Source organism: Streptosporangium sp. NPDC023963 (assembly GCF_040639135.1).
Classification (GTDB): domain Bacteria; phylum Actinomycetota; class Actinomycetes; order Streptosporangiales; family Streptosporangiaceae; genus Streptosporangium.
Genome location: NZ_JBEZZK010000020.1, coordinates 141,895 through 156,330, shown reverse-complemented (window position 1 = coordinate 156,330; position 14,436 = coordinate 141,895). Strand labels below are relative to the sequence as shown.

General features: G+C 72.5%; 12 protein-coding genes and 2 pseudogenes. 6 read left to right on the top strand and 8 right to left on the bottom strand.

Translation table 11 applies throughout. From position 1 onward, the window contains the following. Positions 1–5: 5 nt before the first annotated feature. The gene (locus AB0F88_RS38710) at positions 6–1,028 is read right to left on the bottom strand and encodes a carbohydrate-binding protein (RefSeq protein ID WP_362696027.1); all 1,023 of its coding nucleotides are present in this window, start codon (positions 1,026–1,028) and stop codon (positions 6–8) included. A gap of 184 nt (positions 1,029–1,212) precedes the next feature. Between AB0F88_RS38710 and AB0F88_RS38705 the strand changes: the two are divergent. Both AB0F88_RS38705 and AB0F88_RS38700 read left to right on the top strand, forming a co-directional pair. Beyond that, a pseudogene (locus tag AB0F88_RS38705) lies at positions 1,213–1,614 on the top strand (cellulose binding domain-containing protein); the annotation flags it as partial. A gap of 336 nt (positions 1,615–1,950) precedes the next feature. Beyond that, a pseudogene (locus tag AB0F88_RS38700) lies at positions 1,951–2,865 on the top strand (glycoside hydrolase family 5 protein); the annotation flags it as partial. A 331-nt stretch (positions 2,866–3,196) separates the two neighbouring features. Here AB0F88_RS38700 and AB0F88_RS38695 read toward each other — a convergent pair. Continuing rightward, complete coding sequence (locus AB0F88_RS38695; RefSeq protein ID WP_362696025.1) at positions 3,197–4,870, bottom strand: FAD-dependent monooxygenase; 1,674 nt, start codon at positions 4,868–4,870, stop codon at positions 3,197–3,199. Positions 4,871–5,171: 301 nt separating this feature from the next. On the opposite strand from AB0F88_RS38695, the gene AB0F88_RS38690 reads away from it, so the two are divergent. Together AB0F88_RS38690 and AB0F88_RS38685 are read left to right on the top strand one after the other, a co-directional pair. Continuing rightward, positions 5,172–5,543: a VOC family protein gene (locus AB0F88_RS38690; RefSeq protein ID WP_362696023.1), complete on the top strand. Its 372-nt coding sequence runs from the start codon at positions 5,172–5,174 to the stop codon at positions 5,541–5,543. Positions 5,544–5,732: 189 nt separating this feature from the next. Further along, positions 5,733–6,323 (top strand): DUF4865 family protein, encoded by a 591-nt coding sequence (locus AB0F88_RS38685; protein WP_362696021.1) that lies wholly within the window; start codon positions 5,733–5,735, stop codon positions 6,321–6,323. Positions 6,324–6,339: 16 nt separating this feature from the next. Here AB0F88_RS38685 and AB0F88_RS38680 read toward each other — a convergent pair whose 3' ends face one another. From AB0F88_RS38680 to AB0F88_RS38660, 5 genes are all read right to left on the bottom strand, one after another. Further along, entirely contained in the window at positions 6,340–6,984 is a 645-nt protein-coding gene (locus AB0F88_RS38680) for a LysE family translocator (protein ID WP_362696019.1), read from the bottom strand. 401 nt (positions 6,985–7,385) lie between these two features. Further along, positions 7,386–8,321: a hypothetical protein gene (locus AB0F88_RS38675; protein ID WP_362696017.1), complete on the bottom strand. Its 936-nt coding sequence runs from the start codon at positions 8,319–8,321 to the stop codon at positions 7,386–7,388. Further along, positions 8,318–8,809 carry a hypothetical protein gene (locus AB0F88_RS38670; RefSeq protein ID WP_362696015.1) on the bottom strand — a complete coding sequence of 164 codons (492 nt, stop codon included), beginning with the start codon at positions 8,807–8,809 and terminating at the stop codon, positions 8,318–8,320. Before AB0F88_RS38670 ends, AB0F88_RS38675 begins: the two co-directional genes overlap by 4 nt. 3 nt (positions 8,810–8,812) lie before the next feature. Beyond that, a complete protein-coding gene (locus AB0F88_RS38665; RefSeq protein WP_362696013.1) occupies positions 8,813–10,039 on the bottom strand; it encodes a macrolide family glycosyltransferase in 1,227 nt (408 codons plus the stop codon). Continuing rightward, the gene (locus AB0F88_RS38660; RefSeq protein WP_362696011.1) at positions 10,036–11,001 is read right to left on the bottom strand and encodes a patatin-like phospholipase family protein; all 966 of its coding nucleotides are present in this window, start codon (positions 10,999–11,001) and stop codon (positions 10,036–10,038) included. The genes AB0F88_RS38665 and AB0F88_RS38660 overlap by 4 nt, the downstream gene beginning before the upstream one ends. 628 nt (positions 11,002–11,629) lie before the next feature. Between AB0F88_RS38660 and AB0F88_RS38655 the strand changes: the two genes are divergently transcribed. Further along, positions 11,630–12,451: an alpha/beta hydrolase gene (locus AB0F88_RS38655; protein ID WP_362696009.1), complete on the top strand. Its 822-nt coding sequence runs from the start codon at positions 11,630–11,632 to the stop codon at positions 12,449–12,451. After that, positions 12,444–13,010 (top strand): TetR/AcrR family transcriptional regulator, encoded by a 567-nt coding sequence (locus AB0F88_RS38650; RefSeq protein WP_362696007.1) that lies wholly within the window; start codon positions 12,444–12,446, stop codon positions 13,008–13,010. The genes AB0F88_RS38655 and AB0F88_RS38650 overlap by 8 nt, the downstream gene beginning before the upstream one ends. 203 nt (positions 13,011–13,213) lie before the next feature. Here the strand turns inward: AB0F88_RS38650 and AB0F88_RS38645 are convergent, their stop codons facing one another. Beyond that, entirely contained in the window at positions 13,214–14,326 is a 1,113-nt protein-coding gene (locus AB0F88_RS38645) for a winged helix DNA-binding domain-containing protein (protein WP_362696005.1), read from the bottom strand. Positions 14,327–14,436: the final 110 nt, after the last annotated feature.

The window sequence follows — 14,436 nt, the reverse complement described above, 5'->3', positions numbered from 1 at the left end:
ACGGCTCAGAGGCGCTGCCAGAGGGCGGGGGTGGTGGACGGCTCCCAGCCGACCTGGGCGGTGTGCGCCTGCAGGCACCGGTAGCTCACGCCGGAGTGAGTGACCTGGGCGCCGACGGCGTAGGCGGTGCCGGCCCTCCAGGACGTGGCTCCCGTCTGGGTGGGCGTGGGCGTGGGGGTCGGCGTCCGGGTGGGGGTGGGCGTCGGGGTGGGGGTGGGGGTGGGCGGGGTGGTCCCGCCCTCCAGCTGGTAGCCGCGCATGTTGCGCAGGAGCAGATAGGTGTTCTGCAGCGAACCCGAGGTGTCGCCGAGGGAGCGGTAGATGCCCCACTTGGGGCGGACGCGGTCGGCCAGGAAGGTGTCGACGCCGGTCTTCACGGCGTCGATCACCGTGGTCCCGCCGCTGCGCAGGACCCAGCGCACCGACCCGGCGGTGCCGTTCCCGATCTTGATCTCGTACTCGACGTCGACCCACTTGTCCTGCAGCGGTTCGAGGTCGGTCCTGCCCACCAGGACGTCCTCGGCGAAGATCTTGTGCTCGATGGTCTGCTTGCCGCCGACCCTGCGCAGCGAGGTCACGGTGATGGGGGAGGTTCCGTTGCCGGGCTGCTTGGTCTGCATGATGTGGGTGAAGGTGGTGGTGGCCTTCAGCGTGCTCGGGATGTACATCGAGTAGGTGACCCGCCAGGTCTCGCCGAGCCGCCACTGCAGGTACGACCCGCCGTTGCGCATCCCGGTGACCTCGTGGCGCTGCCGGTCCGTGGCGGTATCGCGGTCGGCCGTGTGCATGTCGAAGCGGAAGGCACCGCCCGACACCTTGATGTGCGGGGCGGCGGACGGGTGGGAGCCGGCCCGGTCGTCCTCGATGGTCTCGAAGGCGGACAGGCCCGTCTGCGCGGCGTCCGGCGACCAGCGGAGCTGCCAGGCGGCGGCTCCGGCCGCGGAGGCGGGCAGGGCGGAGGCGGGCAGGGCGGAGGTCGGGAGCAGCAGGGTCGCGAGGACCAGCAGAGCCGTGCGTGAACGTTTCATGGCGGCCACCTCTGAGTCGCGGCGTATCGGGGGGTGAACGCCATCCTGCCCCGACCCAAACCGTTAGGAAAGCTTCCTAACGATTAAATTTTCTTAAGCGGGCAAGGGGATCTGGGTCTTGCATGACAGGCCCGGGCCACCTAACGTCACGTGTCACGTTAGGAAAGTTTCCTAATAAAGCGCCATGACGTGTCCACCACCCCCCACGCAAGGAGCGATGATGCGGCGCACCACCCCAGCCCTGGTGCTGACCGGGCTGCTGACGTTACTGTTCACCCTGCTCGTCCCGTCCGCCGCCCACGCGGACACCGCGACGTTCACCAAGGCGCAGGATTGGGGCAGCGGCTACAGCGGCCAGTACACGGTCAAGAACACCGGGACCGCCACGCTGAACGGCTGGACGGTCTCCTTCGACCTCCCGTCGGGCACGAGCCTCGGCACGTACTGGGACTCCCTGATGACCAGCAGCGGCAGCCGGTACACCTTCAGGAACCGGGAGTACAACGGCACCCTGGCCCCCGGGGCGAGCACCACCTTCGGCTTCACCGCCTCCGGCTCGGGCTCGCCGGTCAACTGCACGCTCAACGGCGCCCCCTGCGGCGGCGGGCAGAACCCCGGCGACACCACGCCGCCGAGCGTGCCGTCCTCCCCGCGCAGCACCGGCACGACGTCCTCCTCCATCAGCCTGGCCTGGAACGCCTCGACCGACAACAGCGGCACGGTCAAGGACTACCGGGTCTACGAGGGCTCCGCCGTGGTCGCCACCGTGACCGGCACGAGCGCCACGGTCTCGGGGCTGGCCGCCTCGACGACCCACACCTACACCGTCACCGCCCGCGACGCCGCGAACAACGAGTCGGCCAGGAGCGCGTCCGTCACGGCGACGACCCAGGCGGGCGGCGGCGGCACGCCGGTCGCGGCCAACGGGCAGCTGCGGGTCTGCGGCACCAAGCTGTGCAACAAGAACGGCAAGCAGATCCAGCTGCGCGGCATGAGCACCCACGGCCTGCAGTGGTACCGGCAGTGCGTCACTACCGGCTCGCTGAACGCGCTGGCGACCGACTGGAAGGCCGACGTGGTGCGCCTGTCCACGTACGTCCAGGAGGGCGGCTACGAGACGAACCCGCGGGCGTTCACCGACCTCGCGCACACGCTCATCGAGCAGGTCAGCGCGCTGGGCATGTACGTCATCGTGGACTGGCACATGCTCACCCCCGGCGACCCCAACTACAACCTCTCCCGTGCCAGGACCTTCTTCACCGAGATCGCCCAGCGGCACGCCGCCAGGCCGAACATCCTCTACGAGGTCGCCAACGAGCCGAACGGCGTGAGCTGGAGCACCATCAAGGGCTACGCCGAGCAGATCATCCCGGTGATCCGGGCGCAGGACCCCGACGGGATCGTCCTGGTCGGCACCCGCGCCTGGTCCTCGCTCGGGGTGTCGGACGGCGCCACGGAGACCGAGGTGACGGGCAACCCGGTCAACGCCTCGAACATCATGTACACCTTCCACTTCTACGCGGCCTCGCACGGCACCGAGTACCTCAACGCGCTGTCCCGCGCGGCCGACCGCATCCCGATGTTCGTCACCGAGTTCGGCACGCAGAACTACGCCGGAGAGGAGGCCAACGACTTCGCCATGTCCCAGCGCTACCTCGACCTGATGGCGAGCAAGAAGATCAGCTGGGTGAACTGGAACTTCTCCGACGACCACCGCTCCGGCGCGGTCTTCAAGACCGGCACGTGCGACGCCGGAGGCCCCTGGACCGGCACCACGTCGCTGAAGGAGGCCGGCGTCTGGATCCGTGACCGGATCCGCACCGCCGACGACTTCTGACCGGTTCTGACCGCAAGCAGGAAAGCCGGAGAGAACCGGCAACCGGGAAGACCGGGAAAGGACCCGGAAGGACCGGAAGAACTGGAAGGACCAGAGAGGGAGGCCGGCTCGAGGGCCGGTCTCCCTCCCCCCTCCCCCGGCGAACCGGTCTCCCTCCCCCGGCGGACCGGCCCCCGCTCCCTCGGCGGACCGGCCCCCGGCGGACCGGCTCCCGTCACCGCTGTGGACCGGCCCCGCCGGGGAACGCCCCGGTGAGGATCACGGCCGAGCCCGGAGGGTCACGCGGGGGTGCCGATCCGGAAGGACACGGCGAGGCGCCGGAGCCGGGAGCTCACGCGGGGGCGCCGAACCAGGTGGACAGCGCCTCGCGGAGACCGTGGTCCGCAGGTACGCCCGTCCCCTCGTCCGGGGCCGTCCAGGCGACGTAGCCGTCGGGGCGGACCAGGAGCCCGGCGGGGACCCGCCGGTCGGGAACGGCGGTGACGGCGGTGACGACGTCCACCCTGTCCTTCCAGCCCGCCGCCGTCTCGGCCAGCGCGTTCCCGCCGCCGAGGTCGAGCAGGAGCGGGCGGGCGCCGTGGGTCAGGTCGGCGAGCCGCGTGGTGCCCGCGTCCGTGGTGAGGGACAGCTCCGGCGCCAGGCCCCCGAGAAGGGCGTGCGGCGCCGGACCGGCACCGGCCGCGCCAGGGCGAACATCGCTGCCGCCCGCGCCGGGACGGCCCGTACCGGGGCCGCCCGTGTCAGGGCGGACGTCCCCGCCGGCCGGGCCGGAGGGCGTCCCGATGCCGGCCATGTCGTAGCGGATGTCGGAGCCGGCGATGAGCTCGGCGACGCGCCGCCGGTTCTCGTCGTGGCCGAGCAGCTCGGCGAAGAGCGTGCGCAGCGCGGTGACCTCTCCCCCGGGCGCGAGCAGGGCGGACTGCGCCTGGGTGTGCATGACGACCCGCTCGCCGACGGGGTGCCGCTCGTCGTGGTAGGTGTCGAGCAGTCCCGGCGGCGCCCAGCCGCGGACCTCGGCGGCGAGTTTCCAGCCGAGGTTCACGACATCCTGCAGGCCGAGGTTGAGCCCGGGACCACCGGCCGCCGAGTGGACGTGCGCGGCGTCCCCGGCCACCAGCACGCGTCCGGCGCGGTAGCGGTCGGCCAGGCGGGTGTTGCCGCCGGTGAGGCGGCGGAGCACGTGGGGACCCCGCCCCCCGGGCGGGCTCATCGGCAGGTCGGCCCCGAGCACCCTGCGCACGCTGTCGCGCAGCTCCTCCAGGGTCATCGGCACCCGCTCGTCGACCTGCTCCCGCCCCCACTCCATGGTGGTGACGAGGTGTACGCCGGGCTCGAACGACGCGAGGGCGAACACGCCGTGCGCGGTGCGATGGATCATGAACGGCCTCCAGCGCTCCCCGGCCAGCAGCAGCTCGCCGGTCGCGGGGTCGAGCAGGGAGGCCGGCAGGGCGGCGTGGGCGCTGCGGGACACGACGTCCTCGGTGGTGACGCCGGGAAAGCCGATGCCCGCCTTCTTGCGTACGAGGCTGTGGGCGCCGTCGCAGCCGACCAGGTAGCGGGTACGCAGCTCGTAGTCGCCGTCGGGGGCGTGGACGCCGACGGTGACGCCCTCCTCGTCCTGTGACATGTCGACCAGCTCGTGGCCGCGCCGGATCTCCACCCCGAGTTCGATCGCCCGCTCCTGCAGCAGTTGCTCCAGGCGACGCTGCGGGATCGGAAGGGTGTGCAGCGGGCCGGGATCCAGCGCGCTCAGATCCAGGAGCATGCCGCCGAACATGAAGTACGGCACCGGCGCCGGGGGTTCCGGGGCGCCGGTGAAGCGCCGGTACAGGCCCCGGCCGTCGAGAACCCTGACCACCTCCCCGACCAGGCCGTTGGCCCTGGGCTCGTCACCCGGTTCCGGCAGCCGCTCCAGCAGCGCCGGGCGGACACCGGCCAGGCTCAGCTCACAGGCCAGCATCAGCCCGTTCGGGCCGCCACCGGCGATCACGACGTCGATGGACATCGGGCACCTCCTTGGTCGCGCTTGGTCGCGCTTGGTCGAATGGGGAAACGGGCGCGGTAACACGTCGCCCGCCGGGGGCCGGGACGGCCGGAAACGGGCTCGGAGCCCGTACGCGACCAGGCGGCGAGGCCCGCTCCGGGCCCGCGCACCTCCCACTGCCGTCAATATAAGTTGACACAACGCTTACGTCAACCACGGTTGACGCGAGGCCGGGAATCCCGCGAGAAGGACGTCCGGGCGCGGCCGTGACACCGGGACATCGGATTTCCCCGGGGATGGGGGTTCCTGCCAGGATCGGGACATGGTGAGGATCGGGCAGGTGGTGCTGGGCGTCACCGACATGGGGCGCGCCGTCGGGTTCTGGACGCGGGCACTGGACTACGCGCCCCGCGAGGGACAGGCCCGGGACGACTGGACCGTGATCGAGCCCGTGCGGGGGGACGGCGTCCCGCTGGCGCTCGGCCTGACGCGGACGCCGGTCCAGGAGCAGCCCCGGATGCACCTCGACCTGTTCGTCCCCGACGCCGCGGAGCAGGCTGCCGAGGTCGAGCGGCTGGTGTCACTGGGCGCCGAACGGGTCGCCTGGGATCTCTACCCGGACGACCCCGACTTCGTGGTCCTCGCCGATCCCGAGGGCAACCTCTTCTGCGTCATCGACCTCGGCCACGACTGAGTCCCGAAGCCGGGAGCATGTGACGACAGGCGGACGGCCCTGCGGCTGGGGATGACGCGGGAGCCGGCCCCGCGGGACTCCTCGGGGCCGGCCCACCGGTTCGCCCTCACCGCCCCGGCGAAGCCGGGTCACCCGTGAACCGTCCGGCTTCCACACCCGTCCCGCGCCACCACCAGGAGGTCTCCTTCCATGCACGCCATGCAGTACGAGATCGGGTTGCCCGCCGACTACGACATGGGGATCATCCGTGAGCGGGTGGCGACCAGGGGCCACGCGCTCGACGGCTACGCCGGGCTGGGCCTCAAGGCGTACCTGATCAGGGAGCGGGGCGTGGACGGCTCCGCGGTCAACCGGTACGCGCCGTTCTACCTGTGGAGCTCGCCGGCCGGGATGAACTCCTTCCTGTGGGGCGGGGGCGGCTTCCAGAACATCGTGCGCGACTTCGGCAGGCCGGTGGTCCGGCACTGGACCGGCGCCGGCTACGAGCGGGGGCCGTCGGCGGCGGCGGTCCCCCGCGCGGCCTCGCTCCGCACCAACCCGATCCCCGCCGACACCGATCCCGCGGCCGTGGTCGAGCGGGCCCTGGCCGGCCTGCGCCGGCACGCCGCCACGGCGGGCGTGCACTCCGCGGCCCTCGCCGTCGACCCCCGGCACTGGGAACTGGTGCGCTTCACGCTGTGGGAGCACGAGGTTCCCGGAGAGGGGGACGGGACCGCCTACCGGGTGCTGCACCTGTCGGCACCGCATCTGGACGACATCGCGACGGGCCGCCACTGGTGACCGGGACGGGCTCCCCCTACGCGGCCACGGCGGGCGAGCGGTCGGTGGCGATGCGGAGGGCGAGCCCGCCGAGTACGGCGCCCATCAGATAGCGCTGCACGCGCATCCAGGTGGGCCGCCCGCCGAGGAAGGCCGCGACCGAGCCCGCGGTCAGCACGATCAGCGCGTTGACCGACAGGGCGATGACGATCTGGGTGGCGCCCAGCAGCAGGCTCTGCGTGCCGACGTCGCCACGGGCGGGATCGACGAACTGCGGCAGCAGCGACACGTACAACACGGCGATCTTGGGGTTGAGCAGGTTGGTGACCAGCCCCATGGAGAACAGCCGCCGCGGGGGGTCCGCGGGAAGGACGCCCGGCGCGAAGACCGGCCGGGCGCCGGGCCGGACCGTCTTCCAGGCCAGCCACAGCAGGTACGCGGCGCCCGCGAGCTTGATCCCGACGTAGAGGGCGGGCACCATCGCGAAGATCACCGCGATTCCGGCCACCGCCGCCAGCAGGTAGACCAGGAAACCCGCCGCGACGCCCGCCAGCGAGATCATGCCGGCCAGGCGCCCCTGCGTCACCGACCGCGACACCAGGTAGATCATGTTGGGACCGGGGGTGAGCACCAGGCCGAGGGCGATCGCGGCGATGCCCGCGAGAGCGCTGACAGAGATCATGGGCACATCATCGAGCAGCTTCCGCACCGAAAGAACGGCCAATTCCCGGGATTGGCCCGGAATTCGCCCGGAACCGGGCCGCGACACCTGCACCCGCACCGAACCGGCGGCACCGAACCGGCGGCGCCGGACCTCGACACCTGCACCGGCACCGGCACCGGCACCGGCACCGGCATCGGGCCGCGACACCTGCACCGGCACCGGCACCGGCATCGGGCCGCGACACCTGCACCGGCATCGGCGTCAGCACCGATACCGGCACCGATATCGGCACCGTGAGATCACCGGGCTCCACGTCCTCGCGGCCCGAAGATGACCGCCGGGTACCGAGATGGGGCCGGTCGGCACCGGCGCCCGCCGTCCGCGCCTCCCGCGCCCCGGCCGGCCCCTCGGGCAACGGATCATCTGTCACGGCAGGCGCCGCAGTGGGCTCGGATGAGTGCGATCACGGTGCCGGCGGTGCGGTCGAGGTGGCTGCGGCCGTCGGGCAGCCGCGCCTCGGGGCTGATGTAGCTGCCCTGCCCCACGTGAGTGGCCGGGTCGAGCCGGTGCACGGTGATCTTTCCGGCGCGGCGGGCCCGGTTCCATCCGCTGCGGGAAAACAGCCGCCAGCGCTGGGGAAAGAGCCAGGTGCCGCTCCGCTCGATCCAGTCACCGCCGCTGGTGAGCTGATGCAGGTGATGGGCGTGGGTGAGATCGTTGGCGCCGTTGTGGAACCCGCCGAGCGTGATCAGCAGAAGCGGGGCGCGCAGGTGGGTGCGCAGCTCCTCGACCGCGCCGGTGGCGACCTGGGCGCCGCCGCTGTAGCTGAGCAGCACCACGGGTATGCCGCTGTCGGGCCGGTAGGCGGCGAGGCGCAGCTGGTTGGCGATCTGGGCGCCCACGGCACGGTTGTACAGGGGACGGTACCGGTGGTCGGCGGCGACGAAGATCTGCATGACGTTGTGCAGGAACAGCAGCAGCCCGACGCGGTGGCGCAGCCACTCCCACACGGGCCGGTTGACGAGCGGGTCGGCCAGCGGGGAGTAGGGCTGCACCTGACCCAGCACCCGCAGCTCCGGCGCTCCGGCGATCAGAGCCTCGACCAGCTGGCCCCCGTCGCGGGTGTCGCGGAAGCGACGTTTCCCGATGCCGTCCAGATAGACCAGGTAGGCGTCCGGAGGACGGTCGGGGTCCGCGCCTCGCGCGTAGGGCATGCCCTGGGGGAGCTCGACGGTGGGAACCCGCCAGCCGGCGGTGTAGGCCATCAACTCGTAGCGGGCGAGCAGGGCTTCGGCGAGCAGGACCAGCCCGAACACCAGGACGAGAACGAGGACGAGGAACTGGAACTCGATCATGTGAGCAGCTCCCGTGTCCCGGTGGCGCTGATCCTCACGACCAGTCGCCGGACAGCCTCGACGGCGACGGCGAGCCCGGCTCCGGCGACGGCCAGGCAGCCCGCGGCGGCCCACCAGCCCAGCCCCGTCGCCGCGGCGAGCGGGGCGGCGAGACCGGCCCCGACCCCCGCGACGAGCAGCAGGTGCAGCAGGGGCCCGAGCAGGGGGAACGCCAGGACGGCGGCGAGAAGCAGCGGGGCGACCCGGCCGGGTGTCCAGACGAACGCGGCTCCGTCCGACGGCGGAGAGGACACCAACAGCTCGGCGAGGGTCCACGCGGCCACCGGCCACAGGGCGAACACGACGCCCTCGACCACGGCACCGATCAGCAGGAGCCTGATCGCGACGGACCGCGACACGCTGGGCCGGCGAGCTATCAGGGGCAGGATCCGCCCGGCGGCTTCGGACAGCCCGGCGAGCAGCAGCAGGACGATCACGACGGGCGACATCGGTCAGCTCTCCCGCGGCGAATCGTCCGGGGCGGCCGACCGGCCGTCCCGGACGCCCGGCTGCAGGTAGTGCTCGAGCTCGTCGGCGGCGCGCAGGTAGCCGCCGGCCTCGCGCTGGGCGACCTGCAAGGTGGCCGTCGCGGCCCGGAAGCCCGGCTCGTCGAGCAGGCGCCGGGCGAGGGCGTTCACGGATTCCACGGCGGCGTCCCGAGGACGGATCGACAGGCCGGCGCCGAGCTCGACCACCCTCCGGGCCACCAGCGGCTGATCCGCTCCCTGGGGGACCACCAGCATCGGAACCCCCGCGTACATGGCCTCGTTGACGCTGTTCATCCCGCCGTGGGTGACGAACAGCGCCGCGCGGGCCAGCACCTCCGGCTGCGGTACGAAGCGGCGGGCGAGCACGTTGCCCGGCAGCGGATCCAGCGCGGCCGGATCGGTGCGTCCGGTGGAGACGATCACGGTGCCGCCCAGCGGCGCGAGCGCGGTGGCGAAGTCGCGCAGCGCCCGCGGGCCGGCGTCGAACACCGTGCCCAGCGAGGCGTACAGCACCGGATCCCGCAGGCGATCGACCGGGAACGACGGGTCGGGCGGACGGGCGCCGAGGCTGGGGCCGACGAACCGGTACGACTGGTCGAAGTCCTCGACGCCGGGCTGGAACGCTCGCGAGGTGAAGACCAGGTTGAGCGGCTGGCGTATGTTCGCCAGGTCGATCAGGGGCAGCCCACGGGTGTCGTAGCGGCGGTGCAACTCCCACCGCGACCGCAGGTAGCCCTGGGCGTTGCGGGGGCGCCTCGCCGCCGCGGCCAGCAACTCCCACGAGACGTGGGTGAGGCTGGGCGCATGCCGGTTGAACGCGAACGTGGTGAACGTCGCCGCCGCCGGCATCTTGAGTTCCCGGGCGGCGACCGCGCCCCAGGGGCAGATGGCACCGTGGACGACCAGGTCCGGCCGGACGCGGCGCAGGTCGGAGAGCACGGCGGGCAGCAGAGCGACGGCGGTGCGCGCGAGCCCGTCCAGCATCGTGAGCGGCATCGGCGGATCGGGGAGCGGCTGGTCACCCCCGGGGTAGCGGCACACGGTCGCGCCGGTGGCCCCGATCTCCTTCGAGAACGCGGGCGAGGTGTGGTATGTGACGGAGTGTCCACGGCGGACGAGCTCGGCGACGACCGGCAGCGTCGGGTTGACGTGCCCGTGCATGGCGATGTTGAGGAACGCGATGGTGCTCACCGGCCGGCCTCCCAGACGTCGGTCCACGCCCCGGCCGGGCCGGCCGATGTCGCCGCGGGACCGTCGACCCGGTACAGGCCGGGCCCGCTGATGCGCAGCCCGTCGAAGAAGCGGCCCGCCGTGAGGGAGGCGGTACTGATCAGCCGCCGGGAATGGCCGAAGTCCCACGGGGCGGGCCAGGTCTCGATTCCGGTCGGCACCACGACGGTCGGAATCCGTTCGGACACCTCGCGCAGGTCGCGCTCGATCTGATGCTCCAACAGCAGCAGTCCTGCCCTGGCGGCGACCGCGCCGGCCCGGCGGGGCGGATCGGCCGGGAGCGGCGACCAGCTCTTCTGGCCGGTCGACAGCACCACCACGCTGGCCGCCCCTGCCTGCAGGGCCGCCCTTACCGGGACAAAGGCGATCACTCCCCCGTCGACGAGCGTCCGGCCCTCCCGGTTCACCGGGGGCAGGATCCCCGGAATGGCCGCGCTGGCCAGGAGCGCGGATTCGAGGTCTCCGTGGTCGAGCAGCGCCTGAGCGCCGGTGGCCAGATCCATGGCCACCGCGGCGAAGGGGATCTCCAGCTCCTCGATCCGCGACGGCAGTGCGGCCTGGGCGATCAGCCTGCGCAGGCCGCGATCGGCGAAGACGCTGGCCCGCGAGGACAGGTAGCCGAACGGGAACACCTCACGGCGACGCGCGCGGGTCCACACGAGATCCAGCCATGGTGCGGCCTCGCCGGGGTGAGCGGCGGCGATCGCCCCGTTGAAGGCGCCCACCGAGGTTCCGACGATCAGATCCGGGACGAATCCTCGCTGCTCCAGCGCGTACCCGACACCGACCTGCGCGGCCCCGAGCACTCCCCCGGCCCCTACCACCGCCGCCACGGGACGGGGAAGGCCGCGCAGGCCCACCGGCTCCCGGCCCGCGTCCGGGCCGCTCGACGCCGGGGAGCGCGTCCCCTCGTCGCCCGTCATGGCCTGACGCTGCTCGTCGCCTCGCCGTGACCGCCCGGCCGGTCACCCTCGCTGACGCCGTGGAGAGCCGAGAAGGCCCATCTCCGGCGATATGCAACGTTCATGGTCCGTTCTCCCTCACCACGGCGCCTGATCGGATACGTGCCTCGGTTGGGACCGGGCGGTCACCACATCACCGGCTTCGCCGGCCGGCGGGTTCGCTCACGTCGCCATGATCGATGACGACGGTCGCCGGACAGGTGGCTGCCGGGAGGCCCGGTGGCAGGCTGGTGGTTCCGTTTGGAAACCGAATGCGCTCAAAGCCCAGCGTACAGACCCCTTTTTCATGAGAGAGCAACGACTTTCACGAGAGGGCAAAGACTTTCACGGGAGGGCAACGACTTTCACGGAGGGCGACGACGCGGTCCGGAGGATGAAGCGAGGATCGCGGCGTCGCCGGAGATCCCGGCCCCGGGCCGGGGAACCACCGCGTACCGGATGTCGAAGCCGGCGCGTTCCTCGTCGTCGCGCGGGAGGTCCGCGGTGGCGGCCGCTCCGGGTGGCCGCGCCGGCGGCCGCGGACCCGCACTTGACGACAAAAGCTACTGGCCATAGCTTTAAAGCTATGAGCGATAGCCAAGGAGTGCGCGTGACGGGTACCGAGTTCCTGGACATGGCCGGCGGGCGGCTGGCGTACGAGGTCATCGGGCCGCGGGGCGGGCCGCTGGTGGTGTGCGCGCACGGCATGGGCGACACCCGCAAGGTGTTCCGGTTCCTGGCGCCGCGGCTGGCGGAGGCGGGCTACCGGGTCGCCACGGTCGACGTGCGCGGCCACGGCGAGTCCAGCACGGGCTGGCCCGACCACAGCCCCCGGTCGATCGGCGCCGACCTGCTGGCCCTGGTCCGCCACCTGGGCGGCCCCGCCGTCCTCGTCGGCAGCTCCTCCAGCGCCGGGGCGGTGGCGTGGACCACGGCGACCGCCGCCGAGGGCGAGGTGCGCGCCGTGGCCATGCTGGCGCCCTTCGTCGGGCAACCTCAGCTCAGCCTGATGCTGCGGCTGGTGAAGGATCTCGTCATGGCCAGCCCGCTCCTGTGGGGGATGTACTACCGCTCGCTCTATCCCACGGCCAGGCCCGCCGACTTCCCCGGCTACCTGCGCGAGCTGAGGGCCACGCTGCGCGAGCCCGGCAGGATGGCCGCCGTCTCCGGGTTGGTCGCCCCCGCCGAGGGCCACTGGACCGACTGCGCCCCCCGCGTGACCTGCCCCGTGCTCATCGTCATGGGGTCGAAGGATCCCGACTTCCCCGACCCCGCCGCGGAGGCCCGCCTGGCCGAGGAGCTGCTGAGGCCGTACGCCGCCACGGCCGGGGTCGCGATGATCGAGGGTGCCGGCCACTACCCGCACGCCGAGCTGCCCGAGGCCACCTTCGCCGCCCTGGAGGGCTTCCTGGCCGGAGCGGTCCGTGCCTAGGGCGGGCCTGACCTCCGGCGCGGTGGTGGACGCGGCGCTGGCCCTGATCGACGAGGAGGGGCCGGGCGCGCTGACGCTGGCCGCGGTGGCCGCTCGCACCGGGGTGGCCGCCCCCTCCCTCTACAAGCACGTCCGCGGCCTGCCCGAGCTGCGCAAGCTCGTCGGCCTGCGCGTGATGGACGACATGGCGGCGCGGCTCGGCACGGCGGCGATGGGGAAGAGCCGCGACGAGGCGACGGCGGCCCTGATGCGTGCCTGGCGGAGCTACGTGGTCGACTTCCCGCACCGCTACGCGGTCTTCCCCGACAACCCGCTTCTCGATCCCGACCTGGTCGGCACGGCGACCCGCCTGCTGGAGGTGATCCTCGCCGTGCTGCGCGGCTACGGGCTGGAGGGGTCTCGGGCGCTCCACGCCACCCGCTGCGTCCGCGCGGCCGTGCACGGTTTCGCCTCCCTGGAGGCGGCCGGCGGGTTCGGCCTGGACGAGGACCTGAACACCAGCTACGAGATGCTGATCGCCATGGTCGTTTCGAGCCTGCCCCGGGCTCCAGCGTCCTGAAGGGGCGGCGAGAGGCCGGCCGGACGGCGCGCCCAGGCTTCCCGAAAGCGCTCAGGCTTCCCGAAAGCGCCCAGGTTTCCGGGAACCGCTCAGGCTTCCCGAAAGCGCCCAGGCTTCTGGGAAACGCTCAGGCTTCCCGAAAGCGCCCAGGTTTCCGGGAACCGCTCAGGCTTCCCGAAAGCGCCCAGGTTTCCGGGAAACGCTCAGGCTTCCCGGAAACGGATGTCGCGGGACGTCGCCGCCGGGGCGACGAAGTCGAGCATGCGCGCCCCCTCCACCTCCAGGTCCGCCCGCTCCCCCTCGCTCACCGGCGCGAAGAGCTCGACCTCGCAGATCGCCTCGCCCCGTTTCCCCGTCACCTTCCACATCCCCCGTACGAAGCCGTCGACCAGCACCGTCGCCTTGATGATGCCGTTGACGGTGAAGATCCGCCCCCGGTACTCCTCCTCCGCGATCCGGGTCCTGGTCCGCCGGTCGAACGACAGCAGCATGTTGTCGAACTCCGACAGGTAACGCACCGGGGCGGGAGTCCCCGGGCCGGGGAGCGACGCCTCCGGCAGGTCGAACAGCTCCGCGCCGTCGTCGGTCGCGAAGGCCCGCAGGCCCATCTCGCGGACGATCTCCCCCAGGCGGGTCATGCCCGACCACTGCTGGACGTCCATCACCGTGGCGGGACCGTAGGCGGCGAGATAGCGGCGGATCGCCTCCTCGGCCAGGACGCGGCCGGGCCGCCCGTCCTGGGACCGGCCCAGCCACGCCTCCGCGGTGGTGTGGGCGGCCTGCCCGCCCACGCCCCAGATCCCCCTCGGCGGGACCTGGACCAGCGCCAGCGTGTTGCGCACCCCAGCGACCAGGTCGGTGGCCGGGGCCTCCGGCCACCGCTCACGCAGCAGCGCGCCGAGCTCGCGGAAGGTCAGGGGGCGCTCCTCCACCAGCTTCCGCCCCACGGCGGCGAGCTCGTCCAGATCCACGCCCGCCAGGCCCTTGCCGTGCGCCGACCCCCGCAGGCCCCGCGCCAGCGTCGACCCCAGCAGCGGGCGCAGCGCCAGGCAGTCGTCGGCGGTGACCAGGTGGATGGTGGAGCGCATCAGCGACAGCCGCACCACCAGGCGCTCGTTGATCAGCCGGGCGAGATCGTCGGCGGCGAACCCGGCCAGGCGGGTCCACAGCCCGATGTAGGGAGGATCGGGCGCCTGGGCCTGCATGCCGTACAGATGGCGGACCGCCTCCAGCGCGGGCAGCTCCGCCCGGGTCAGCAGCAGCTGCCGCTCCAGGGTGGCCCGGTTGAGCGCGCGCCTGCTGAGCACCTCGGGCATGCGTGTCCTCTCGTGGGCGAGCCGCGACGGCGCAGCGTGGCGGCACGACTGCGCCTGACCGGCGACACCGTGACACCGCTTCCGGGTCCGCGCCAGAATAGCGGCACCCC